Source organism: Butyricicoccus faecihominis, assembly GCF_024462775.1.
Classification (GTDB): Bacteria; Bacillota; Clostridia; order Oscillospirales; family Butyricicoccaceae; genus Agathobaculum; species Agathobaculum faecihominis_A.
Genome location: NZ_JANGCE010000004.1, coordinates 76,323 through 99,833, shown reverse-complemented (window position 1 = coordinate 99,833; position 23,511 = coordinate 76,323). Strand labels below are relative to the sequence as shown.

The 23,511-nt window shown below is 45.6% G+C and carries 22 protein-coding genes; 4 read left to right on the top strand and 18 right to left on the bottom strand.

Going from position 1 to position 23,511, the window contains the following annotated elements; translation table 11 throughout:
- Positions 1–4 precede the first annotated feature (4 nt).
- Genes uvrA through NE562_RS04055 form a run of 6 tightly spaced genes read right to left on the bottom strand, consistent with a single transcriptional unit; the run spans position 5 to position 7,660 of the window.
- Positions 5–2,836 (bottom strand): excinuclease ABC subunit UvrA, encoded by a 2,832-nt coding sequence (uvrA, locus tag NE562_RS04080; protein WP_280961128.1) that lies wholly within the window; start codon positions 2,834–2,836, stop codon positions 5–7.
- Between the two features lie 2 nt (positions 2,837–2,838).
- Positions 2,839–3,639: a PhzF family phenazine biosynthesis protein gene (locus NE562_RS04075; RefSeq protein WP_280961127.1), complete on the bottom strand. Its 801-nt coding sequence runs from the start codon at positions 3,637–3,639 to the stop codon at positions 2,839–2,841.
- Positions 3,639–4,364: a 4Fe-4S double cluster binding domain-containing protein gene (locus tag NE562_RS04070; protein WP_280961126.1), complete on the bottom strand. Its 726-nt coding sequence runs from the start codon at positions 4,362–4,364 to the stop codon at positions 3,639–3,641. The genes NE562_RS04075 and NE562_RS04070 overlap by 1 nt, the downstream gene beginning before the upstream one ends.
- Positions 4,364–6,319: an excinuclease ABC subunit UvrB gene (uvrB, locus tag NE562_RS04065; protein ID WP_280961125.1), complete on the bottom strand. Its 1,956-nt coding sequence runs from the start codon at positions 6,317–6,319 to the stop codon at positions 4,364–4,366. Before uvrB ends, NE562_RS04070 begins: the two co-directional genes overlap by 1 nt.
- 2 nt (positions 6,320–6,321) lie before the next feature.
- Positions 6,322–7,032, bottom strand: a complete 711-nt coding sequence (locus NE562_RS04060) for a JAB domain-containing protein (protein WP_280961124.1) — start codon at positions 7,030–7,032, stop codon at positions 6,322–6,324.
- Positions 7,033–7,057: 25 nt separating this feature from the next.
- Positions 7,058–7,660, bottom strand: coding sequence for a GNAT family N-acetyltransferase (locus NE562_RS04055; protein ID WP_280961123.1), 603 nt, complete (start codon positions 7,658–7,660; stop codon positions 7,058–7,060).
- Between the two features lie 182 nt (positions 7,661–7,842).
- Between NE562_RS04055 and NE562_RS04050 the strand changes: the two genes are divergently transcribed.
- From NE562_RS04050 to NE562_RS04040, 3 genes are read left to right on the top strand one after another with little or no spacing between them, the layout of a single operon-like run.
- Entirely contained in the window at positions 7,843–8,394 is a 552-nt protein-coding gene (locus NE562_RS04050; RefSeq protein WP_280961122.1) for a DUF4364 family protein, read from the top strand.
- Positions 8,391–8,768, top strand: coding sequence for a CidA/LrgA family protein (locus NE562_RS04045; RefSeq protein ID WP_280961121.1), 378 nt, complete (start codon positions 8,391–8,393; stop codon positions 8,766–8,768). The genes NE562_RS04050 and NE562_RS04045 overlap by 4 nt, the downstream gene beginning before the upstream one ends.
- On the top strand, positions 8,761–9,453 hold the full coding sequence (locus tag NE562_RS04040) for an LrgB family protein (protein ID WP_280961120.1): 693 nt from the start codon (positions 8,761–8,763) through the stop codon (positions 9,451–9,453). Before NE562_RS04045 ends, NE562_RS04040 begins: the two co-directional genes overlap by 8 nt.
- 285 nt (positions 9,454–9,738) lie before the next feature.
- Here the strand turns inward: NE562_RS04040 and NE562_RS04035 are convergent, their stop codons facing one another.
- The 9 genes from NE562_RS04035 to NE562_RS03995 form a co-directional block, all read right to left on the bottom strand.
- A complete protein-coding gene (locus tag NE562_RS04035; protein ID WP_280961119.1) occupies positions 9,739–10,932 on the bottom strand; it encodes a tyrosine-type recombinase/integrase in 1,194 nt (397 codons plus the stop codon).
- A 256-nt stretch (positions 10,933–11,188) separates the two neighbouring features.
- A complete protein-coding gene (locus NE562_RS04030) occupies positions 11,189–11,773 on the bottom strand; it encodes a tyrosine-type recombinase/integrase (RefSeq protein WP_280961118.1) in 585 nt (194 codons plus the stop codon).
- A 129-nt stretch (positions 11,774–11,902) separates the two neighbouring features.
- Entirely contained in the window at positions 11,903–12,343 is a 441-nt protein-coding gene (locus NE562_RS04025; RefSeq protein WP_280961117.1) for a hypothetical protein, read from the bottom strand.
- Between the two features lie 16 nt (positions 12,344–12,359).
- Positions 12,360–12,773 (bottom strand): helix-turn-helix domain-containing protein, encoded by a 414-nt coding sequence (locus NE562_RS17775; protein WP_280961116.1) that lies wholly within the window; start codon positions 12,771–12,773, stop codon positions 12,360–12,362.
- A gap of 482 nt (positions 12,774–13,255) precedes the next feature.
- Positions 13,256–13,579 (bottom strand): hypothetical protein, encoded by a 324-nt coding sequence (locus tag NE562_RS04015; RefSeq protein WP_280961115.1) that lies wholly within the window; start codon positions 13,577–13,579, stop codon positions 13,256–13,258.
- Positions 13,580–13,891: 312 nt separating this feature from the next.
- Positions 13,892–16,765 carry a phage/plasmid primase, P4 family gene (locus NE562_RS04010; protein ID WP_280961114.1) on the bottom strand — a complete coding sequence of 958 codons (2,874 nt, stop codon included), beginning with the start codon at positions 16,763–16,765 and terminating at the stop codon, positions 13,892–13,894.
- Positions 16,766–17,337: 572 nt separating this feature from the next.
- Positions 17,338–17,955: a hypothetical protein gene (locus NE562_RS04005; protein ID WP_280961113.1), complete on the bottom strand. Its 618-nt coding sequence runs from the start codon at positions 17,953–17,955 to the stop codon at positions 17,338–17,340.
- Between the two features lie 20 nt (positions 17,956–17,975).
- Positions 17,976–18,236, bottom strand: coding sequence for a hypothetical protein (locus NE562_RS04000; protein WP_280961112.1), 261 nt, complete (start codon positions 18,234–18,236; stop codon positions 17,976–17,978).
- A gap of 121 nt (positions 18,237–18,357) precedes the next feature.
- Positions 18,358–18,786: a hypothetical protein gene (locus NE562_RS03995; protein WP_280961111.1), complete on the bottom strand. Its 429-nt coding sequence runs from the start codon at positions 18,784–18,786 to the stop codon at positions 18,358–18,360.
- Positions 18,787–19,256: 470 nt separating this feature from the next.
- Here NE562_RS03995 and NE562_RS03990 point away from each other — a divergent pair, with 470 nt between their 5' ends.
- Positions 19,257–19,481 carry a hypothetical protein gene (locus NE562_RS03990; RefSeq protein WP_280961110.1) on the top strand — a complete coding sequence of 75 codons (225 nt, stop codon included), beginning with the start codon at positions 19,257–19,259 and terminating at the stop codon, positions 19,479–19,481.
- 255 nt (positions 19,482–19,736) lie between these two features.
- On the opposite strand, the gene NE562_RS03985 is transcribed toward NE562_RS03990, so the two are convergent.
- The 3 genes from NE562_RS03985 to NE562_RS03975 form a co-directional block, all read right to left on the bottom strand.
- Positions 19,737–21,428 (bottom strand): DNA cytosine methyltransferase, encoded by a 1,692-nt coding sequence (locus NE562_RS03985; protein ID WP_280961109.1) that lies wholly within the window; start codon positions 21,426–21,428, stop codon positions 19,737–19,739.
- A 357-nt stretch (positions 21,429–21,785) separates the two neighbouring features.
- Positions 21,786–22,400 (bottom strand): SprT-like domain-containing protein, encoded by a 615-nt coding sequence (locus NE562_RS03980; RefSeq protein WP_280961108.1) that lies wholly within the window; start codon positions 22,398–22,400, stop codon positions 21,786–21,788.
- Positions 22,401–22,525: 125 nt separating this feature from the next.
- Positions 22,526–23,479, bottom strand: coding sequence for a copper amine oxidase N-terminal domain-containing protein (locus tag NE562_RS03975; RefSeq protein ID WP_280961107.1), 954 nt, complete (start codon positions 23,477–23,479; stop codon positions 22,526–22,528).
- Positions 23,480–23,511 lie beyond the last annotated feature (32 nt).

Here is a 23,511-nt window from a genome sequence, read left to right as displayed (position 1 = left end):
CGGTTCACTGTTTACTTTTTTCCAATATCTTTTTCAGGTACTGGCCGGTGTAGGAATCCTTGCAGGCCGCTACCTGCTCCGGCGTGCCCACGGTGACCAGACGGCCGCCCTCGTCGCCGCCCTCCGGGCCGAGATCGAGGATATGATCGGCCGTTTTGATCACATCGAGGTTGTGCTCGATGACGACCACGGAATTGCCCGCGTCCACCAGCTTTTGCAGCACGTCGACCAAACGGTGCACGTCCGCAACGTGCAGGCCGGTGGTCGGCTCGTCAAGGATATAGATGGTCTTACCGGTAGAGCGGCGCGACAGCTCTGTCGCGAGCTTGGCGCGCTGCGCCTCGCCGCCGGACAGCGTGGTGGAGGACTGTCCGAGCTTGACATAGCCCAAACCGACCTCCTGCATGGTCTGCATCCGACGGGCGATCTTGGGCACGTTCTCGAAGAACTCACAAGCCTCGTCCACGGTCATGTCGAGCACTTCATAGATGTTCTTGCCCTTATACCGCACCTCAAGCGTTTCCTTGTTGTAACGGCGGCCCTTGCACACATCACAGGGCACGTATACGTCGGGCAGAAAGTGCATTTCAATCTTGAGCAGGCCGTCGCCCGAGCATGCCTCGCACCGGCCGCCCTTGACATTGAAGGAAAACCGGCTCGCCCCGTAGCCGCGCGCCTTAGCGTCCGCCGTCTGGGCGAACAACTCGCGGATATCATTGAACACACCCGTGTAGGTCGCGGGGTTGGAGCGCGGCGTGCGGCCGATCGGCGACTGGTTAATGTCGATCACCTTGTCCAGATGCTCCAGACCGGTCATTTCATCATGCGCGCCCGCGCGCGTTTTTGCGCCGTTTAGCTCGGCGGCCAGCTTCTTGTAGAGGATCTCGTTGACAAACGAGGATTTGCCCGAACCGGACACGCCGGTCACGCAGGTAAACGTGCCGAGCGGAATGGTAAAATCGGTATGCTTGAGGTTATTGACCGTGCAGCCCTTTACCACTAAATTTTTGCCGTTTCCCTTCCGGCGTACCTCGGGGATCGGAATGGCCATGCGGCCCGACAGATATTTGCCGGTAACGGACCTTTCATCCTTCAGCAGCTCGTCGATCGTGCCTTCAAACACGACCTCCCCGCCGTGCCGCCCCGCGCCGGGGCCGATATCGACAATATGATCCGCCGCGTACATGGTGTCCTCATCGTGCTCTACGACGATCAGCGTGTTGCCCAGATCGCGCAGTCGGCCGAGCGTCGCCAGCAGCTTATCGTTATCGCGCTGGTGCAGGCCGATCGAAGGCTCGTCCAGAATATACAGCACGCCCATCAGCGACGAACCGATCTGGGTCGCCAGCCGGATACGCTGGCTCTCGCCGCCGGACAGCGTGCCCGACGCGCGGCTGAGCGTCAAATATTCCAAACCGACGGACTGTAAAAAGCCCAATCGGTCCATGATCTCCTTGATCACGCGGTCGCCGATCTTGTGCTGCATCTCGGTCAGCTGCAGGGTATGGATGAACTCCATCGCCTTGACGACCGAACGCTCGGCAAACTCCGCGACATTCAGGCCGCCGATCGTGACGGCCAGCACCTCCGGCCGAAGGCGGCGGCCGCCGCAATCCGGGCACGGGGTCTCGCTCATGCAGTCCTCGATCTCGGCGCGCGAGTACTCGCTCGAGGTCTCACGGTAGCGGCGCTCCAAATTATTGATCAGGCCCTCGAACGGCTGGCGCATCACGCCGCCGGAAACGCGGCTGACCGATATTTCAATGGATTCGCCCTTTGTGCCGTACAGCAGCTCGTCCAGCGCCTTTTCGCTGAATTCTTCAATCGGCGTATCGAGCGTGAAACCGTTGCGTTTGCCCAGCGCGGTGTAATACATATACGAAATAGTGCCGGGATCGGCATTGGCCCAGCCGGAAGCGCGGATCGCCCCCTGCTTGATGGAAAGCTTACGGTTCGGGATGATGCGGTTCGGATCCACCTTCATCTGCACGCCCAGACCGGTACAGGTCGGGCACGCGCCGTAGGGATTGTTAAAGGAGAACATGCGGGGCGTCAGCTCTTCGATCGAGATGCCGCAATCCTCGCACGCATAGTTCTGCGAGAACATGATCGGCTCGCCGCCGATCACATCCGCGATCACAATGCCGCCGGAAAGAGCCGAAGCGCTCTCAACGGAATCGGTCAGGCGCGCGCGGATATCAGGCTTGACCACCACGCGGTCCACCACGATCTCGATGTTGTGCTTATAGGTCTTTTTCAGCTTGATCTCTTCGGAAAGGTCGTAAACCTCGCCGTCCACCCGCACGCGGACATAGCCGGATTTGCGCGCGTCCTCCAGCACCTTGGTGTGTTCGCCTTTTTTGCCGCGAATGACCGGGGCCAGAATTTGCAGGCGCGTTTTTTCAGGCAGCGCCATCAGCCGGTCGATGATCTGGTCGATCGTCTGCTGGTGGATTTCCTTGCCGCATTTCGGGCAGTGCGGCGTGCCGATGCGCGCCCACAGCAGGCGCATGTAGTCGTAGATCTCGGTCACTGTGCCGACTGTCGAACGCGGGTTTTTGCTGGTCGTTTTTTGGTCGATCGAGATAGCGGGCGACAGGCCGTCAATATAATCGACATCCGGCTTGTCCATCTGCCCCAAGAACATCCGCGCATAGCTGGACAGCGATTCCACATAGCGGCGCTGCCCCTCGGCATAGATCGTGTCGAACGCCAGAGACGACTTGCCCGAACCGGACAGGCCGGTCAGCACGGTCAGCTTGTCGCGCGGGATCTTGATATCAATATTTTTTAAATTGTGCTCTCTGGCACCCTTCACATGAATATATTCGTGCATATTTATGATAATTCCTCACTTAAATAAGCCGTTGAAATTTCGCCGCTGAGATAGAGCCGCGCGCCGCCCGTGAGCAGCACTCGGTCGTCCGTGAGCGCACAGGCCAGCGCGCCGCCGCGGGCCGAGAGTTGTCTGGCAACAAGCCGCGTTTTGCCCAGTCGTTCCGCCCAGTACGGCGTTAGGTTGCAATGGGCGGAGCCGGTCACCGGGTCTTCGTTCACACCGCTTTTGGGATAAAAGCAGCGGGAAACAAAATCGCAGCTTTCGCCCCGCGCGGTCACGATCACGCCGTCCCCTTGCGGAATTTTTGCCATGGCCGCAAAGTCCGGTTGCAGACCGCGCACGGTCTGCTCGCTGTCCAAAACCACCAGCCAATCGCGCGCCAAATAGGTCTCCAGCGGTTTTGCGCCCAAAGCCGCCTCGATCCGCGGCAACGGCTCGGTCCGCCTCGCGGGCCGGGCCGGAAAATCCAGACGAAAACGTTCTTCAACCGTGTCCACATAGAGCGGCCCGCTCACGCTCTGGAAGGTCACGCGGTCGGCGTGCGGCTCCAGCACGTGTCTGATCACAAACGCGCTTGCCAGCGTCGCGTGTCCGCACAGGTCGACCTCGCCCGCCGGCGTAAACCAACGGATCTGGTAAGCGCCGCGCGCGCGAGTCACGAACGCCGTTTCCGGCAGGTTGTTTTCCGCCGCGATACGCTGCATCTGTCTTGTGGAGAGCGGCTGCTCCGGCAGGCACACGCCCGCCGGATTGCCCAAATAGGCGCCTTGCGCGAACGCGTCGACAATAAAATACCGCATCAGCTTTCCTCCGCCGATTCCGCGCCGCGCGACACCGCACGTTCCATATTTCCCGTTTCTGCATAGCGGTTGGTAAAAGGACAATGTACCATGCACTGCCCGCAAATCGTCGTGGCAACGCCGAAGCTCTCCCGCGTCATTTGCAGCATTTGGCGGCGGCACGCCGCGATATCCACCAGTTCATCGCGGTCGGTACCGTTTTCCCACGCGCGGCCGCGCACCGCGCCCGCGGGACAATATTGCTCGCAGCGGGCGCAGCCGCCGCAGCGCGGCAGCACGGGAACGTCGCAAACGAGCGGCGCGTCCGTCACCAGCGATGAGATACGGACAGCAGAGCCGTACGCTTCGGTCACGAGCAGCGCGCACTTACCGATCCACCCCAGCCCCGCCCGCACGGCTACCGTTTTATGCGGCAGCGCCGTGCGCGCGTCGCCCGACTGGGTGACGCGATCGGTGGACAATGCGCGCGCGCCAAAGCCGCGCTCCCGCAAAAAGCGCTCGCCAGCCAATACGATCCCGTTCAAGCGTTCGTTTAAAACTTGATAACAATCATAATACCGTTTTGTCGGCCCCTGCCGGATATCACGCAGCACCTCGCGCGGAATGCGCACGGCGACCGCGACGCCGTTGGGCAGCGGCGCGCCCGGCACGCCTTTCAGCGCCCCAAAGCCGATCAGATCCGCGCCCCGCGCGGTTAGGACTTCGCGCAGCTCTTCCTCCAGCATCAGCTTTCCTCCAGCGCCTTGATGCGGTCGCGCAGCTCGGCGGCGATCTCGAATTCCAGCATCTTGGCAGCCTCCCGCATCTGTTTGGACAGACGGTCGATCTCGTTTTGCTTTTCGCCCTTGGTGCGCATTTTGCGTTTGCTGTTCTCGGGCACGTTGGACGTGATCTCGATCACATCGGCCACCTTTTTGCGCACCGAGCGCGGCGTAATGCCATGCGCGATATTAAATTCGTTTTGTATTTTGCGGCGGCGTTCGGTCTCGCTCATCGCGCGGTGCATCGACGGCGTGATCTTATCCGCGTACAGCACGACCAAGCCGTGCTCGTTTCGCGCGGCGCGGCCAATGGTCTGGATCAGCGAGGTCTCCGAACGCAAAAAGCCTTCCTTGTCCGCGTCCAAGATCGCGACGAGCGATACCTCGGGCAGGTCCAGTCCCTCGCGCAGCAGGTTAATGCCGATCAGCACGTCGAACACCCCGAGACGCAGATCGCGGATCAGCTCCTGTCGCTCTATGGTCTTGACGTCGTGGTGCATATACCGCACCCGGATGCCCGCGGTCTCCAAATAATCGGTCAGATCCTCGGCCATCTTTTTGGTCAGCGTCGTCACCAGTACGCGCTCGCCGCGCGCGGCGCGGTCGTTGATCTCGCCGATTAGATCGTCGATCTGCCCCTCGACCGGGCGGATGACGACCTCCGGATCGAGCAGGCCGGTCGGCCGGATGACCTGTTCGACCACCTGCCCGGAACGGGACAGCTCGTATTCCGCCGGCGTGGCGGATACATAGACAATCTGGTTCAGGCGTTCGTTGAATTCGTCGAAATTCAGCGGGCGGTTATCGAAAGCCGACGGCAGGCGAAAGCCGTTTTCGACAAGACTTTCCTTGCGGGCGCGGTCGCCGTGGTACATGGCGCGCACCTGCGGCAAGGTGACGTGGCTTTCGTCCACGATGAGCAGAAAATCCTTTGGGAAATAATCGATCAGCGTATACGGCGACGAACCCGGCTCGCGGCGCGACAGCACGCGCGAATAGTTTTCGATGCCGCTGCAAAAGCCGATCTCCTGCAGCATCTCGATATCGTACCGCGTGCGCTGGCCAATGCGCTGCGCCTCGATCAGCTTGCCCTGCGCCTCAAAATTGGCGATACACGCGTTCATTTCGTTTTCAAGGTCGACGATAGCTTCTTGCAGCTTTTCCTTGGGCGTGACATAGTGACTGGCCGGGAAGATCGCCGTGTGCCCCAGCACGCCGAGGCTGACGCCGGTGAGCGGATTGATCCGGCTGATGCGTTCAACCTCGTCGCCGAAGAACTCGATGCGCACCACGTCCTCGTCCGAATAAACCGGCCAGATCTCCACCGTGTCGCCGCGCACCCGGAAACGGTTGCGCTCAAACGCGATATCGTTGCGCTCATACTGGATATCGATCAGGCGACGGATGAGCTGGTCGCGGCTGATCTCGGTGCCGGGACGCAGCGAAATGACCATGCTTTTATAGTCGATCGGGTCGCCGAGCGAATAGATACAGCTTACCGAGGAAACGATGATCACATCCCGCCGTTCGGACAGGGCCGAGGTGGCCGAGTGCCGCAGGCGGTCTATTTCGTCGTTGATCGCGGAATCCTTTTCGATATAGGTGTCGGTCGAAGCGATGTACGCCTCGGGCTGGTAATAGTCGTAATAAGACACAAAGTATTCGACCGCGTTGTTCGGGAAAAATTCACGCAGCTCGGTGCAGAGCTGCGCGGCGAGCGTTTTATTGTGCGCCAGAACCAGCGTGGGTCTTTGCGTTTGCTCGATGATATTGGCCATGGTGAACGTTTTACCCGAACCGGTCACACCCATCAGCGTTTGCTCGGTCAGGCCGTTTTGAATGCCCTCCACCAGCTTGCCGACCGCTTCGGGCTGGTCGCCCGCCATTTTGTATTCACTTACGATCTTAAAATCCGGCATGGTCAATGCAGCCCCTTTCCGCCGTTTATCCGCATTTTAGAACAGACCGATATATAACGGTCCCCCTGCACGACCAGATGGTCGACAAGGCTCACCTGCACGCTGCGCAGCAAATCCTCGATCTGGATGGTCACGGAGATATCCTCTTTCGATATGACCAGTTGTCCGTCCGGATGGTTGTGCGCGAGCGCCACGCCCGCCGCGTGCACGTTCACCGCGTTCGTCATCAACAGTCTGAGGTCGGCCCGCACCTGCGTGATGCTGCCCCGGCCGATCTCCTCGCAGCGCAGCACGCGGCCCTTGCCGTCCAGATAGGCGGCCAGCATGCGTTCGACCGTGTAGCCCTCGAACTGCGGCACGAAGTAAGCGGCCATCTTTTCCTCCGTGGTCAGCGCGCAGCCGTGCAGCTCCACCTTCACCGAATCGGCGCGGTAACGGCTGAACAGCTCGCGCAGAAACCGAAGATTGAGCGCGCTGACCGGGCCGATGCCCTCCACCTGCCGCAGCGCCTCCTCCGTCGCTTCAAACACGGCGTGCAGCGAGCCAAACGTGTTGATCAGCCGGTGTGCGATATCGTTGGTGTTGCCGCGCGGAATGGAGAGGTAGAGCGCCAGCTCCAGCGCTTCAACGTCGGTAAAGACGTCCATGCCGTACTTTTGGAATTTCTCCATCATGCGCTTACGGTGATGCGCGTGCAGGCTGCCGTCCGGCATGCGTCCGCCCTCCTTTTTCAAGCCGTTAACCGATGCGGATGCGCTGCGCGGCCTGCCGGAGCACGCGTTCGGCCACCGGCCCGTCCTTCACCGAGGGAAACGGCACGGTCGGCTGCGGTTCATCCTCGTGCGCGCGCAGCGTTTTTGCCATCCAGAGCACATCGCGCCATTTTCCAAACTTATACATACTGTCCTGATAGGCGCCCGAAATAACAAAGCCCATCGCGGTATGGAATTTGATCGAGGTCTCGTTCGGCGAGGTGATACCGACATAGATGTTATAGTATCCCTGCATTGCAAGCAATTCAAACAGCGCCGCGTAGATCGCGCCCGCCACGCCGCGCCGGTGATGCTCGCGCGCGACATAGATCGAGGTCTCGACCGACCACTGGTAGGCCGCCCGCGTGCGGTGCGGCGAAGCGTAGCCATAGCCGATCACCTCATCGCCCTGCGTGCAGACCAGCCACGGCAATTTTTCACCGTAGGCGCGCATGCGGCGAAGAAACTCTTCCAGCGAGGGCGGCTCGTATTCGGAGGAAACGGTCGTTTCGATCACATAAGGCGCGTACAGGGCGAGCATGGCGGGCGCGTCCGCTTCGTCCGCCACACGTAAGATCACATCGCTCATTCTATTCTTTTCCCCTTGTTTCGCTAAAAAATCTACCGTTTTATTATACTACCCGCGTCCGTAATCTTCAATAGCAATTTGCCTGTCAAAGACCAGAAAATCGTACGGATGTTCGACTTGTATTTTGTGCAATTTTGCGATATACTTTTTATACGCTTTTTTTGAAAGGAGATGCAGGAGCGATGGTTCGTTACGGATTTATCCACACCAAAGAAGAGATCAAGTTCCTCATCCTGTTTGCCATGGATCTGCTGCCGTTTCCCGTCAGCTTCAGCACCATTGTCGACCTAACGACTTGGTGCGACGACGGTTTTGGTTATTTCGAGCTGAGCGAGGCATTTTATGAAATGGTGCCTTCCGGCCATATCGACGAGCAGGCAGGCGAAAACGAGCCTGTTTATTCCATCACCGACAAGGGGCGGGAGGCTGTGCCCGTATTTGAAAAACAGATCCCCTACCCCGTGCGCGAAGCCGCGCAGCGCTCCGCCATCCGCGTGGTGCGGCAGATCCGCCGGGACGCCGCGGTATCCACGTCGGTCACCGAGCACGCGGCGAACGACCTGACCGTGCGCATGGAAATGGATCAGGTTTTTTCCATTGAAATGTGCGTGGTCAGCCGTGCGCAAGCCTCCATGCTCGAACGCGCGTTCAAGGGCAACGCCGAGCAGATCTACCAAACGCTTTTACGCGCGCTCACCGCAGATTATGAAACAAAGAAGGACGAGAAAGCTTGAACTATCTGAAACAACTGTGCGTTTTGCTCGCCTGCTGCGTCGCGGGCGACGCACTGTCCATCCTGCTGCAGCGCCGCCTGCCCGGCAACGTGCTAGGCATGGCGCTGCTGCTCCTGTTGCTCGCGCTTGGCCGGGTACGGCCCGCGCATATCGAGGATACCGCGGATTTTCTGTTGCAGAACATGGCCTTTTTCTTTTTGCCCGCCTGTCTGGGCGTGCTGGATATCTTTTCCCAGATCAAGGGAGAGATTCTCGGGATTGTCGCCGTATGCGTGCTGACCACGCTGTGCACCGCAGCAGCCACGGCGGTCACCGTGCATCTGGTGTTTCGCCTGCAGCACCGCGAGACCGAGGAGGCGTTCGACCATGACTGATCTGATTGCCGCTCCCGCGCTGTGGCTTTGCGTATCGATCGCGGCCTACGCGCTGGGCCAATGGTTACAGCGCAAATCAGGTTCCGCCCTGCTCAATCCCCTGCTGTTCGCATCGGTTTTGGTCGGCGCGCTACTCATCGCCGCCGGCGTTTCTCTGGAGCAGTACCAGAACGCGGGCGCGCTGATTTCCTTTTGCTTGACGCCCGCGACCGTCGCCCTAGCCCTGCCGATCTACCGCAAGCTGGAGGTGCTGAAGAAAAATCTGGCCCCCATTCTGGCGGGCGCGCTGGTGGGCTCCATCGTTTCCATCGGAAGCGTTCTGGGCTTTTGCCGCCTGTTTGGTTTGTCGGATGTGACCACCCGTTCGTTGGTGCCTAAGTCGGTCACCACGCCGATCGGCGTGGCGCTATCCGAAATGCTGGGCGGCCTTGCCCCGATCACCGCCGTGTGCATCGTTTTCACCGGCATTGTCGGCGCGATCCTGCTGCCTCCGTTCTTAAAACTGCTGCGCGTGCGCAATCCGGTGCAGATGGGCCTGTCGATCGGCACGGCGGCGCACTCGGTCGGCACGGCGCGCGCCATCGAGTTGGGCGAGACCGAAGGCGCAATGAGCGGCCTTGCCATCGGCGTGGCGGGACTGATCACTTCGCTGCTCGTTTCGATTGGTTCCCTGTTTCTGGGTTAAAAAAATCCTCCCATATCGGGAGGATTTTTTATTATCCGTTTGTCTATCGGTATTAGCCGAAGTAACGAGCCAGCAGACCTTCAAAAGCCTTGCCGTGACGGGCTTCGTCTTGTTACTTATAACACGGATGTTGAGTTTCTGCAACATATTTTTTCTAATACCCTGATTTCCCTTCAATTTCCCTTCAAAAACTGTATTTTCTGAAATGTTGATATGACAAGGAAAACTCACTTCCCTTGAGTATTCCCTTTAGAAGATCAGGGGGAGGGGGCGTAGCCCCCTCCATTAACCTGCCTTATCCTTTTCACTATCTCCATTCAACTTATCAAGAAGGTCAGTCCTCATACCCTGAGTGATATGTTGGTAGTATCTCAAAGTAGTCTCTTCTTTGGAATGTCCTAATCTTTTCTTAGTAACAATAGCTGGGACACTATGTTCTGCAAGCCAACTTGCGTGAGTGTGTCTTAAATTGTGATACTTAAAATGGATTTGACAATCATCCCTTGCAATCCTGAAAAGGACTTTTGCACTATCAGTAGAAAGATAATCACCATTTTCTTTTAAGTTAATCAAATCAGGGTTTTCCTCTATGGTCTTGGCTTTACTTCTACCATTATCTATTGCTATCCTTGTTTGGTGGTAGGCTACCCCTGCACTCACTTTCTGTTCTTCCTGTTTCTCTTTCAAGTCTTTTAAGTAGTAATAAATATCATCCTGTAAGTCTATTTCACGAATTGCAGCTTTTGTCTTTGTATTCCTCAGACACCACATCTGATCTTCCCACACCATTTGACGTTTCACCCAAATGGTGTGTTTCTTCCAATCCACATCTGACCATCTCAGTCCAAAACATTCAGCTACCCTTACCCCTAAAGCCCTGCCTATTTTAAAAGCTGTGATAAGATTAGTAGAAGAAAAGCGTTCTTCCATTTTATCTAATTCTTCCTCTGTATAAATCTTCTCTATAAAGTCATCAGAACTATCCTCTTTGGGAGTTTCAATTTCTCTAAAATTGTCGTGTTTCATATACTTATGTTTATAAGCATAGTCCCAAAGTACACCTATGAATTTATGGATACTCATAATGTAAGCATAGGAGTGTGTAGCTGTCATTGCAAAAAGGTACTCTGAAATTTCAGTAGCTTTAATAGTGCTTATTTGACGATTGCCCCACTTCATTCCAATGTGATTTCTAAAAAGACAACTGTATCTCTTGATTGTGGATTGTTCCCTATCATACTGAGCATATTTTTCAATAAACTCTTTGTAGACTTCTCCCAAAGTAATAGGCTTATCTTTTACCATAACACTATCAGGATTTTCTACTACTTCTAGTTTCTTAGCTGCCATAGCTGCTTTGGCTTCTGCTATGGTCTTAAAACCACTTTTTTCAATGGTTCTCCATTTCCCAGTTTCAGGGTCTTTTACATTGATACGATAGCTATAAGTGCTACCCTTTTTTCTAACATTCTCAGCCATTATATAAATCCTCACTATTCTTAGATTTGTAAGGCCATTCTGAATTTTGGTCACATCCTAACTCTTCACTTAGCTATAGTCAAGGGAAAAGTACACGAAACATTTCAAAACTTCCTTACATACCCTTATAGCTTCAACTGCCCTGATTTTAGTGTGTTTCAGGGCTTTTATGTCCATTGGGAAAAGATTTTAGTTGGGAAGATTTATAAAAGAGTGTTGGGAAAGAAAACAGGTGGCCGTCTCCGGCCACCTGTCCTTATGCTGGAATGACTATATGCTTTTGTAATGCTTGCTCTACCTTTTGACTACTGACACCTAGATACCTCTGTGTAATTGCTATACTGCTATGTTGTAGTAATTCCTGTATGAGTGCTATATCATAATTATTTTCCTCATACATAGATTGAGCAAAGAATTTCCTGAAACTATGGGTGGAAACACCTTTTATCTCCAAATACCCACATACCTTTTGTAGATGGTTTTGTACTGCTCTTACAGTTAAATCAAACAGTCTTTGGGTGGGCTTTAATCCTCTATTTAGAGCATAGCTTTGAATAAATATATAAACCTCAGATGGAACTGTGAAATTCCTTGCCTTTCCTGTCTTCTGCTCTATGATCTGAAGGTGGTATCTCCCATTCTCTAAGACAATATCTGATAGTTTCAACTTAACAATATCCCCAATTCTTAAACCCAAATTGGCTTGCAGCGTAAGGGCTACTGCTATCCTCTCATTTGCTCTAAACTTTTCACCAGTAGGCAAAACAAACCCTGTTCTAATTGTAATAATAATCTGCTCAAGCTCCTGTTTGCTGACTGCCCTTGTTTTTTTATTGGCCATCTCTCTTATCCTCCTAACTGAAAAATTGCGTTAAATAGAAACTCACTTTTCGTTCTTTGAGAGTAGCAGAAATTCACATCCTGCTACTCCTATACTTTTCTTTTTCTATCTATTTAACGAAACAAAATCTTAAATATCTATTTCTCCCTTTAACTCAAAGGATTTTCTACTTATGACCTTCTCATGAAGGAATTTCCCCTTGTTGAAAAAATAAGTACAATTTAGTTTTTCTATTTCATCTTGTGTTTTTTCTTGTCCTAAACAATGATAATAATTAGATAAACACACTGGTAAAGAGCTACCTATCTCGGAATAAATTTCTTCCCCTGTCTCTGAGTAGAAAATATATAGACTACAATCTACTTCATAATCCTCAATCTGTTCATAGTAAAGACAGATGATACCAGAGTAGATGCACAAGCCCAACTCTTGAATATATAAATAGTCTGGCTCTAGCCACAACTGTTTTTCCTTTTCTTCTTCCTCAACTAGCACTAGTGGTTTTGTACGAATTATCTTTTCTAAAACTTCTCCTAATTCACCCTGAAGGGCTTTTAATTTAAATTCCATGATATATCCTCCACAATCACTTTTTGTTCTTTTTTAAATGTTTATATAGTGCTGATTTGCTTACCCCTGTTAGATTTGATATTTCTATTACTTTGTATTTTCCACTTTCATAAAGTCTGATAGCCTTTTCTATCTTATCTGATTTTGATGGTCTTCCCACCTTTTGTTCTTTGACTGCCTTTTGATACTGAATTTTTCTTTTCTGTCTATTGTAGAAGTCCATTAAATTCACAATCCTATTCAATGTTTGCAGATAATCAAGGCCACATAGAAAAGACTCTTCAATACTATGTAACTCAACTTTTAGCTCAGATAGATAGGGAAGAATATCATGTTGCAAAACTTCTAAATCACTTTCCATATCTATAATTGATCTGACATAAAGTGTGTCATTAGATTTTAAAGTATCTAAAAGCTGTTCAAATTCCACTCTATGTTCAGGGGAAGTATCAGCAAAAACACAAGTATCAGGTAAATTCAGTTCTCTAATTAAAAGAAATATCTTTTGATTTTTTCCTGTTTCTTCATCCTTTTGAGTGTCTATAAAGTATGCGTACTTGATAAGCTATCCCCCCTGTCTTTTAATCTCTAGAGATTTATAGACTGTCTATTTATCTCTAGGATTTTTACACGTCCACAAATCTCTAGGATTTGTGGACGTTCTTTTTTCTCTAGAGATTTATGGACAGAAAAAAGTGTTGGTTTTCATGTACTCAAAAACTGACACCATATTTTTTTTGATAAATTCACTATATTTAATAGCACTTTTTATCCTTCAAAAAATATAAATCACTTTTTTCAAAAATATTTTTAATAAATTCAGAGTGTGTAAAAATCTCTAGGATATGTGGACGTGTATTTTTCTCTAGGATTTATAGACAGTCCATAAATCTCCTAAGATTTGTGGACACTCTAAAAGTTACTTCTTATGTATCTAACTTTAACTTTAAATTCTTGTGCCATAAGAGCTACAAAAGCCTGATACTCTACTGCATCCCTGCAAATCTGCGAAGGTGAATAAATCAGCAGACTATCAAATCTCTTTTTGGCATCCAACTTTGTCACTTCTCTAACTGCTGTTTTAGCAACATCTTTAACATCATATATGATAATTATATCCACTAACTTTATCTTGTTTTTAAATGCTCTTTCAACAATTTGGGTTAATTGAAAAGAAAAGCTCCTTATACTATCTTTGTCATTTTTTGTCTGTAACAGAATTACACCCTGTTCCATAGTGCTACCCCCCCCTCCATATTGATCTTTAGCGTGAGTAGTTGGACTGTACTACTCACCCCATATCAAGAGTAAATTTAGATGTCCTATTAAAATATAAATAGTTCCAAAAATTGCGTTTTAGTCAAAATTGTTTCTTCAACTGTCCAACCTGCTTTTTCCTTTTTCACCTATGAAAAATTGCATATTTTTTAAGGATAAGGAACAAAAGGTGTGCGTCTGGTAGGGGGCTGGCTGCTTAGTAGTCAATAAGATGAAAAAATAGAGGTGCGCCGAACACGGCGCACCTCTATTGAATATGTATATTCAATTTTAATATTTGATATCGCTCCATATATCCTTTGCACTCTCTATCAGGTCATTTGAGACAAAGCCTGTCTTACTATCCAGCTTGCTTTTTATAAAGTCTACCTTTGCAACAAAATCTTCTAGTGTCAGTGGGGCTAAAATGTGTGCAGCACACCATGAGCAATAATAAGGGTAGTAACTTTTGTCTGTGTCCTTGTCCACCTTATAAAACCACTCTTTCCCCTTAATAAATGTTGCACTTCTCAAAACAGAATAGGGCAAATCCAGTCTTGAACCCTCCAACAGTTTTCTCTTTTTCTTTGCAAAGTCCTGTGATGATATTTCACCCATTGTACTATACAAGTAGCCAAGGTCTGTGAATTTTATATTGATATAGTAATCAATCCCACTTTTCTTTTTTTCAAAAGTCTTGTTTACTTCTTCATAAAACCTGTTTCTAACACTATCCCTAAATCCATTATCCTTACACCAATTTTTATATGTAGTAAAGAGTACAGTAGTTGGTATTCGTATATACTGATCTTCTACACTCTCAACACAATCTTTCAAAAATTGTTCTGTCGTGTCCATTTCCTTTTGATACTGTTCTTTATACTCTAGCATAGATGGAGTTTCAAATATTTCTTTTTCTTCTAATACTAATTGCAAACCATGTAGCACCCAATTAAAAATACCTGACTTTTCAGCTACCAACTTACTTTTTAGGGTAGGGTCTTTATCTTTAATAACAGATACAAAAGGAAATAATCTTAGTCTACCCCATGTAGCTGTATCTCGTGGTGGTATGTATGGTTTGAAGTTACTATCAATAAAAATCAACCCTATCATTCTGAATTTATCCATCTTAGTGGAATAGTTATTTCTGACACTCTGCATTGTTTCACCAGTCAATGCCTTAACTCTACCAGTATCTAATTTATCATTCTCGTTTGACTCAGATGTTGTTATCATTAGAGTTTCACGAAAATCATACATTTCTGGCCCTCTACTCTTGTCTTTTGTGTTCTGCATTAAAACAGCATTATCAATGGAAGTCCCATACTCCCCAAGCACATCTAAAATTGCATTTAGTGCAGTAGTCTTTCCTGTATCTTTGGGGCCTACCAAAAGCATTAAAACCTTCTTTGCGGGTAGCTGCTCCTTTGCCAAGCATAGCCCAAAAGCCTTTTGTAGCTCTTTCCTGACTGCCTGATCTGGAACTAATCTTTCCATCATAGCTTCAAATTCTGGACAAGTGGCTAGTGGGTCAAAACTGCAATTTGTAATTTTGCTTTGATTATAAATAGGGTCATGGGGTAAAAGTTCCTTAGTGTCTAAATTCAAAACTCCATTTTCCATATTGATATATGGGCTATCGTAATAGCCTGTAATGTCATTTCCAATATTCATACCCTTATATTTTTTAAGAACATCCTGAGCAAGTTTTGAAGTAACATACTTTTTACTTTCTTCAAATAATCTAATAGATTTTTCTTCCAAAAAATCTTTGTTTTCAGCGTTTACTACATATGTCATAACCCAGTGGAAAACAGAGTGTTCCACCAACCCTAAAACCTCTGTTATGGGATGAATTAAAACTTCACTATCTCCATAGTTGACGTATCTTTTACCATCCCAAATGTAGTAACCACCAAACTTAAAACTATATTTTAAACTCTCTTGAAATGCTTGTTTTACTATATTGGTGCAACCATTTATATTTCTATCTTCTTTGAAAAGATAAGGGATATATCTTATATCTGTCCTACCAGAGAATTTAACAATATAATCTTTTAACATAGTAATTAAAGTAGAATTTTTGAATAGCTTGCTTTCTTCATCCTCAACAGATAAGAGTTTGTAAATCTCCTGAAAATTTGGTTTCCACTCTGCTGGAGGAGTTGGCTCCCCATCGACTACCTCAGTTTCACCACTACCAAGAGTCTTTACCAGAGGGGAATAGACTGCACTACAAGTAGTGCCTGCTTTTTGAATATCTTTTCTAATATCACTTTCAAATTTAGGCCATTTGCCATTCTTCCCATAAGCCTGATATGTTGGGCTACCCTTATATAATCTCTCTACCTGAGAAGGGCAATTACAGGTATAGAAAGTCAATTTTCTAATCAATGCGAAATCTGAATAATGTTGTTGTGTATATTTTTGTTTGCCCTCTTTGTCTATAACCTTATCCCAATGGTCATTCCACAATAATTCAAAATCTTTGTTTCTTAGTGCTACCTCTAACACTTCCTTATCTGAATATTTCTGGTCTGGTGAAATGGGAATATTGGATTTTCCCAATTCAAGAGAAGTATTTGTATTAGCTTTGGGGAAATGAATTTTATGTAGATTTTGAATTGCTCCAATTGTTCTATCGTTACTTTCTATATCAAAATCATTTAGCCTGTGGCCTGTTACTATTATAAATCTTTTATCATCATAAATTTCTATTGGAGATATAGGGGAACTACCTCTGGCCAGATCATCAGCTAGGCTACCCTCTGCCAGCAGGTGAACACCCTCACCAGATAGGCTTTTCTCCATATAGGTATCAAAATAACTGACTGTTTTACAAAGGCTTTTATAGAGCTTTTCCAACTTCTCTTTTTCTTCTGTTTCTACCCCATCAGTATGACAGTCCAAGTCTACAAAAATTAAACCATCCTCTTTGGTGAGAGCGTAGCCAACAGCCACACATAATCCCACTTCAACAGTCTTTATAGCATCCTCAAAGCTACCCCATGTGTCAGGGCCATTTATTTTAGCATACCCACCAAAAGAATTTGGCTTTGGGTCAATAGGAATTTTCTTTCCTTCATCTGATAGAGTGAAACCAACCCACTTTTTGTTCTTTTTTAATCTCTCTGGAATACAATCTATCTTTAAATTTAACATTAAAGCAACACCTTTCTATTTCTAATTTAAGTGTTGCTATGACAGCCTTAAAAGGCAATTACCCAAATTGATTTTACCTAAAAAATATATGCTACCATATCAACACTTTTCCTTTTTTCTAATTTCATTGTCCGAATCTCCAAAACTCACTAATATCAACAGAAAAAATACCAATTACCCAAAATCCAAAAACCTCCCAAGTGTTTTCCTTATCACCACACCATTAAACTGCATTTGGGAAGTTGGGTAATTACTTTTCTAAAGTCCCATGAAAAAAATTATTATATATAGATAATGACCTAAAATTTTATAACGTATAAATTAATACAGACTTTTTGAAAAGCAATTACCCAAATCCCCAACTCACTTTCTGCTTCTGGTAGCAACATTTTGAGAGATGGAATTTTGAATTTGGGTAATTGTCTTTTATTTCAGTAATGGCAAGGAAAAACAGACTTTTATAAAAACAATTACCCAACAACTTCCCAAATCCTGTTTTAGCCTAGAAACTCAATCTTCCTCTGTGGGGAGTAGATCGGCGTGACGCCGATCTACTCCACCATCAGTTTTGATTATACACTTTCAAGTGCTGCCTTCAGGTCTACCTGTGGAAAGAAGGCATACCTTGACCCCTCTGTACCCCTATCAAAAAATTCTCTATTCTCGTAGTACATGATAATAAGACCCTTCATGACTTCCTCGACAGTTTTAAATTCAAGTTTTTTCTTATCATTCATGGGGAGATAGCCACCCTGCAAAGCATTTATGTGTGAGTAGCGCCAGCTCATACTATCAGAAAATTCCTCAAAATCTCCTACTTTGGAGGGAATGCCCCAATTAAATCCAAGCCCACCATAAAGGCTTACACCAGCATACAGGGTAGAGTATTGAACCCCTCTTTCACATTTAAAGGTATCATAATAAGATTGAACCTTTTGAGTGAAAATGTTATATGCTTCTTTAAACTGGGTTACTGTGTAACCAGTGATAGCTGCAAATTCTGAAAAACCCATTACCTGAAAATACAAATCCCACTTTTTTATCCACATATCCTTTGTTCCTTGTACTTGCTCAGTCATAACAAGTAATAAGGATAGAAGTGCTGCATCAACTTTTTTAACCATAACTAACATTCTCCTTTTAATTTTTTCTTTGTCTGTTGTGAAGAACATCGTTCCGATGTTCTTCACAACAACCCCACTTTCTGTTCTTAATCCTCTAAACTTTCAGGCTCATACCCATCAGGTAGAACACCCTCATGTGTAGCAACAAGAACCAACAAGCCACTTTCCCTATCTAAATAAGCGTAATCAAATTCTTCTACATACCAATAATCCAATAAATCCTTTGCTTCATCTGATAGGACAGATAAAGGAATTTTTACACTAAATCTATCAGTCTGCAAATCCCCATCCACCACTCTACTATGAGTAACCTCACCAACTTTTTTAGTACCTAAACGAATCATCAAAATATATCCTCCTTTTATTTTCAGCCCTAGGGCTGTGTCCAGAGGGGGGAATCGAACCCCCTCCCTTGTAGTCGCTGGCTACAAGATCACTCCATGCTCTGGCTTTGCTGGGGAAAACAGATTAAAGAGGGAAATCAATATTGTCATTAAAGGTGCTGTGTTTTATTTTCAGCCATCCGCACCTCTTCATTTCTTTCACTTGATTATTTAAGTATTCTTCAGGACTCTCATAGCCCCTGAGAAGGTCAAAATCCCAAACTCTTACAATGGGCTTTTCAAGATTTTTATAAGCCTTTTCGTACATCTTGTACTCTTCCATTTTACCCTCTTTAATTGCCAATTCTTTAAATGATTCACCCTCTAACCAAATTTTAGACAAATCGTCTCTCCTCTCAGTAGTGCAGATGTTTTTAGCAATCACTCTTGCAGCAGGAGAAAGAGCATCCAAATCAATGTCAAAACTCATATTTACAAGTTTTGCATTTCCTGTATAACCATACTTTTTTGTTGCTACATGACCACTCATAACTAAAATAATACTTTTCTTCATTTTTAAATCTCCTTTTAAAATTTAATTTTTTCTACCTCTTATCAAAGAGGTGATTGCAAAGGTGGGACTCGAACCCACACCTTGTAGTAAAACTACAATCCAACCATCTGTCTTTGCTTTTCACTTTATAATAATTTTTATTGTGTACTTTTTACTTTGTCTGTCCAAAGAACTTCTTTTATGTTAAAAAACTTTTCTTATTTTTCTTGTGTCTGAATAATAACGCACTATCAAAAGTTCGTCAAGCAATTTAATTACTCGTAACGAAACTGTAACGTAGTTTTGTTTTTATATTTTCAATAAGTTTTTTATTTGTTTTTTGTTTGTGAATTTACATTAACGCAAACACATTTAGAAGTCAACGAATAAAATGAAGAAATATAAAAATATTTCTTGACTTTAGTTTTTGGTCATGGTATTGTCTCATTATCAAATGAAGTTCCCATTCTATATTATAAGGAGTGTTTAACATGGCAGAGAAGAAATCGAGAAGAACAAAAGAGGACATCGTAAAAGAGATTGATGACAAAATCGAATACCATGAAAGATGTATTGTAAACCTGAAACAGAAAAAAGAGGACATCCTTAGTCCAAAAGTGAGCAAGGCAGCTCAAGCAAAGTTGCTTTTGGAAAAGGCAGAGGAAAAGGGTCTCGACCTTGAAGAAGTGGCTAAAAAGCTGGGTATCACTCTTTAAGATAGATAGAGGGGGGCAACATTCGTGTTGCCCCCCTCTATCTATTATTTTTATAAAAAGAACAAAAAGTGTGTGCTTGCAAGTCTTAAAACATAAATTATAAAAGACCATCTCTATTTTATAAAAACTGGAACAGATTTTATAATAGAAGCCAGTATAAGAAAATCCCCTCCAGATCAGGGAGAGGGTAGCACATATAGAGGTAGCCCCGCCGATCACGGCGGGGCTACCTCTGTAAAAGAACAAAAAGTGTTCTTAATAGAAGGGGATAGGGTCTGTTATACAGTCCACTATGCTTTTCAAAATTGCTTTTATAACTGGTACTGTGATGGAGTTACCTACAAGGCTGCCTACTTCTTCTTCCGTGTAGCCATTATTCCTTAACAGTGTACCATATTCAGGAGGAAAGCCTTGAAACTTCATAAGTTCCTCACTACTCAATCTACGAAATCCTTTATTGTCTTTAACAATAGTTCTTCTAATACGAGTGTCACCCTGTCCTATTGTGGTAGTAATGCAAGAAATGTAGTTTTCCCTTAGATTTGGAATATAACTTTTCCTTTCTTTAATTTCTTCTTCCAGTTTTTCTGCATCATTAGCAGAAAAGTAGTATTCGTCTGCTACTTCTTTGAAAAACCAGTCTATGGCTTTTTCGCATTTATCACTATTTGTTTGGGTTATACCACTTTTTGCTTCTCGAATTGATATTAAAGGCTCAGGGAATATGTAGCTAAGTTTGAGATCATCCCTGACAAATACCATGAAGAGCCGACTTCTGTTTTGTGGCACATTAAATTCAAGACTATTGAATTTGTGGTAATAGACATTATAACCTGCACTCTGAATAATTGTGATAATTGAGTCAAAGCCTTCCTTAAATTTCTCTCCCATAAGGGATGATACATTTTCTACCACAACAAATTTTGGATTCTTCCACAGGATAATCTGTACTGCTCTGTATATCAGGCCACTTCTGGAAAGTATTTCAGCGTCAACTCTATCATAGTACAAATCCGCAAAATCATATAGTTCAGGTATCTTTATTTCCTCTGTTATCTGACCCTTTTTGTATTTAATCCCTTTTTTCTTAGCTTCATGTTTTGCCCTTAATTCTAAACATTCCCTTTTATGCTCAGGGTCAAAAAATCCTTTCCTCTTACCTTGAGAACTGAAATCTTGACAGGGTGAACCAAAAATCAATAAATCAAAATCTGGTACACATTGCTTGCAACTCTCAAAGTCAAGGTTTTCAACATCACAATAGTCACAGGACAAGTCTACATTATGAAGTAGGCTATAGGCATAAGATGCTTTGTCATCCCATTCACAGTAGCCTACCAGTTTATAGTCAAGTCCAATTTCCTCTTTAAGTTCTTTCAATGCCTGTTCTGGAGCACCAATTCCAGAAAACAAACTTAGAACTCTCAGTTTGTAAGGCTCTTTAGAAATGAACTGTGCAACAGGCCTAACACCAGAATTTAAATGCCTTGCAAATTTAAAAAATCTCTTTAGCATATTTCTAAAAGAAGTAATGTAACTTTGCTTTTTCCCCATTAAGGAAAGCCTAAGTAAAAGTATCTCTACTTCTCCATCTGTTATAGTAGTAATATCTCTTTCAGTCCATATTTTTAACTGGGCATCATAAAGAGATTGATACTTTTCTGCTGATTTAACACTTTTAAGGAATTCCATAAAATAGTCCTCAAAAGTCATACCCGTAAAATCTGATTTTTCATAACTGATTTTATCACCAGTCCAAGTGTCTATACCAACAGTTTCTATTTGTAGTCTTGTTTGTCTTGCTTGAAATGCTTCTCCCTGAGTAACAAAACCACCCTTTTCATAGTATTTAGGCTTTTCACCCTTTGAATGAACTTTCTTTATTCTATAATACCAAGTTCCATTTTCACTTTGGTATATACCTTTATATTTTCTTTCCTCAGCCATACTGCACCCACCTTTTGTTCTTTTCTATGTTTTCAGTATAACCTACCCTCCAGCTCCTGACAATATTGAATATACATATTCAAATAGGAGTAGCCCCCGCCGTGATCGGCGGGGGCTACTCCTATACTTTTATGAAAATTGTATTTCAGAACTCATTTTTTGACCAAATCCATTTTAAAGCTGTCAAACCACAAAGAACAAAAGGTGGGCATTTTTAGGTAGTGGCTGCACTCAATGAATCTATCTCACACAAGGATTTTTCTTTATTCTCCAAAGTGGATTTTTGCAGATTTTGAGCATTTAAAAAATCCTGCCCAACCATTTGATAGTTCAGGATTTATTAGATTAAAATTTACTCTATTTTTCTTCAAGCTCCATGACTGTATCACAGTCCAGACAACCTATGTGAACTTCCTTAGTAGCCCTTACACTACACCCACATTCAGGACACACATACTTTCTCACATTACTAGTCCTTCCTCCACCTTTGCCCCCTGCAAGCCCTACAAGCCCTTTTCTGGACAGATCAATACCTGTCCACCCTTGTTCCTCTATAAAGGCTACAAGGCTCTCTGAGGGGCTTGTAGGGCTATGGCCTATCCTTGTGTCATATCCTATGATTAGTCCTCTTAGCTCAGCTTCCCTTTTGAAATTTTTGTTGTGATAAGTTCCACCTCTTGAAGTATCTTTAATTCCACTCATAGCACAGTAATGATGTACCATCTCATGGATAAGGGTAGCAATAGTATTTTCTATTGGTCTGTCAAGAGTTTCAGCCCCTATGTTTATTTCTCTAAATCCTGCATCTTCCTTTTTCCAAGCATCCCAAGTTGTATAGTGTCCATAGGCTTTTGGGCTTGACTGTACTGTAATCACTACTGGGGGCAGCTCCCCATTGAAGTATTTTAAATTTAGAACCTGATAAGCATTTTCAAGAAAAGCTACTATCTCACTAATTTGCACTTGCTCCATCCTCCTTTGAATAATCACATTCAAAGGAAGATAAAATTTTCTGTCCACTCAGTAGGTACAAGTGTCCAAACAAAATAAAGGTGTGCACCGGAGATCGGCGCACACCTTAAAAGAAATTCAGTTGGTTAATCAGCAGTATAGCCCTCAGAGGTGTTCACGACAATGCAGTTATTAGCACCATCCCAAGACACATTGAAATTGAAAGCCTGACCCAAATCTCTCAACTTGAAATAATTGTTCCCATTAATAGTATAAGCAGTCAGTTCCACTACTGCACCATCCTTGTAGACAGTAGAAGTATTCAGGGTAGCACTCTTAGAAGTGCCATCCCCCTTTGCCATTTCACCACCAACTACTGTGTAGGGCTGGCCAGACACCATATCAATCGCTTTTTTCTCACTATTCCAAGTGACTTCAAATTGCTTTTCTGAACCAGAAACTACCTTTGCAACATCCCTCAGCTTGAAATAATTGTTTCCATTGATGGTATATGCGTCAAACTCCATTGCAGTACCATTTACAAGAACTTTGGAACTAGTGGGAGTTGCAGTAATGGCATTAGTTGCAGGAGGGGTAGTAGGTGTGGTGGGAGTAGTGGAAGAACCCTCAACAAGAATTACTTGTGTAACTCCACCTTCCAAAGCCCCATAGTTTCCATAGACATAATAAAGTCCAGGGGTAGTCAGAGTAAATTTAGTACCAGCAGGGATAGAAGAAACCTCTTCCTCAAACCAACTTTCAGTTTGGCCATCAGGTATCAGATATTCACCTTCGATATATGTATCCATCATAGGAACAAAGGTAGAAACACCAAATCCAGAAAGTTCATCAAGAGAAGTTACAACAGCAGGTGCTTGACAAACATAGACTTCACCTAAAGAAGCATGGATATTGCTATCCTTTCTTACCACATTAGAAATACTAACTTGAAACTCTGCTGTAATTCCTTCTTCACCAACCTTATTGTTGGGATAGCCATTTAGTTTGACTGTTTCAACTGCAAGTGCAGTTGTTCCCATTGCCAGTACTATTACCAGCACCAGACACATTGAAAGTGCTTTTCTTACTGTGTTCCTCATTTTTCCCTATCTCCTTTTGTTTTTTATATACA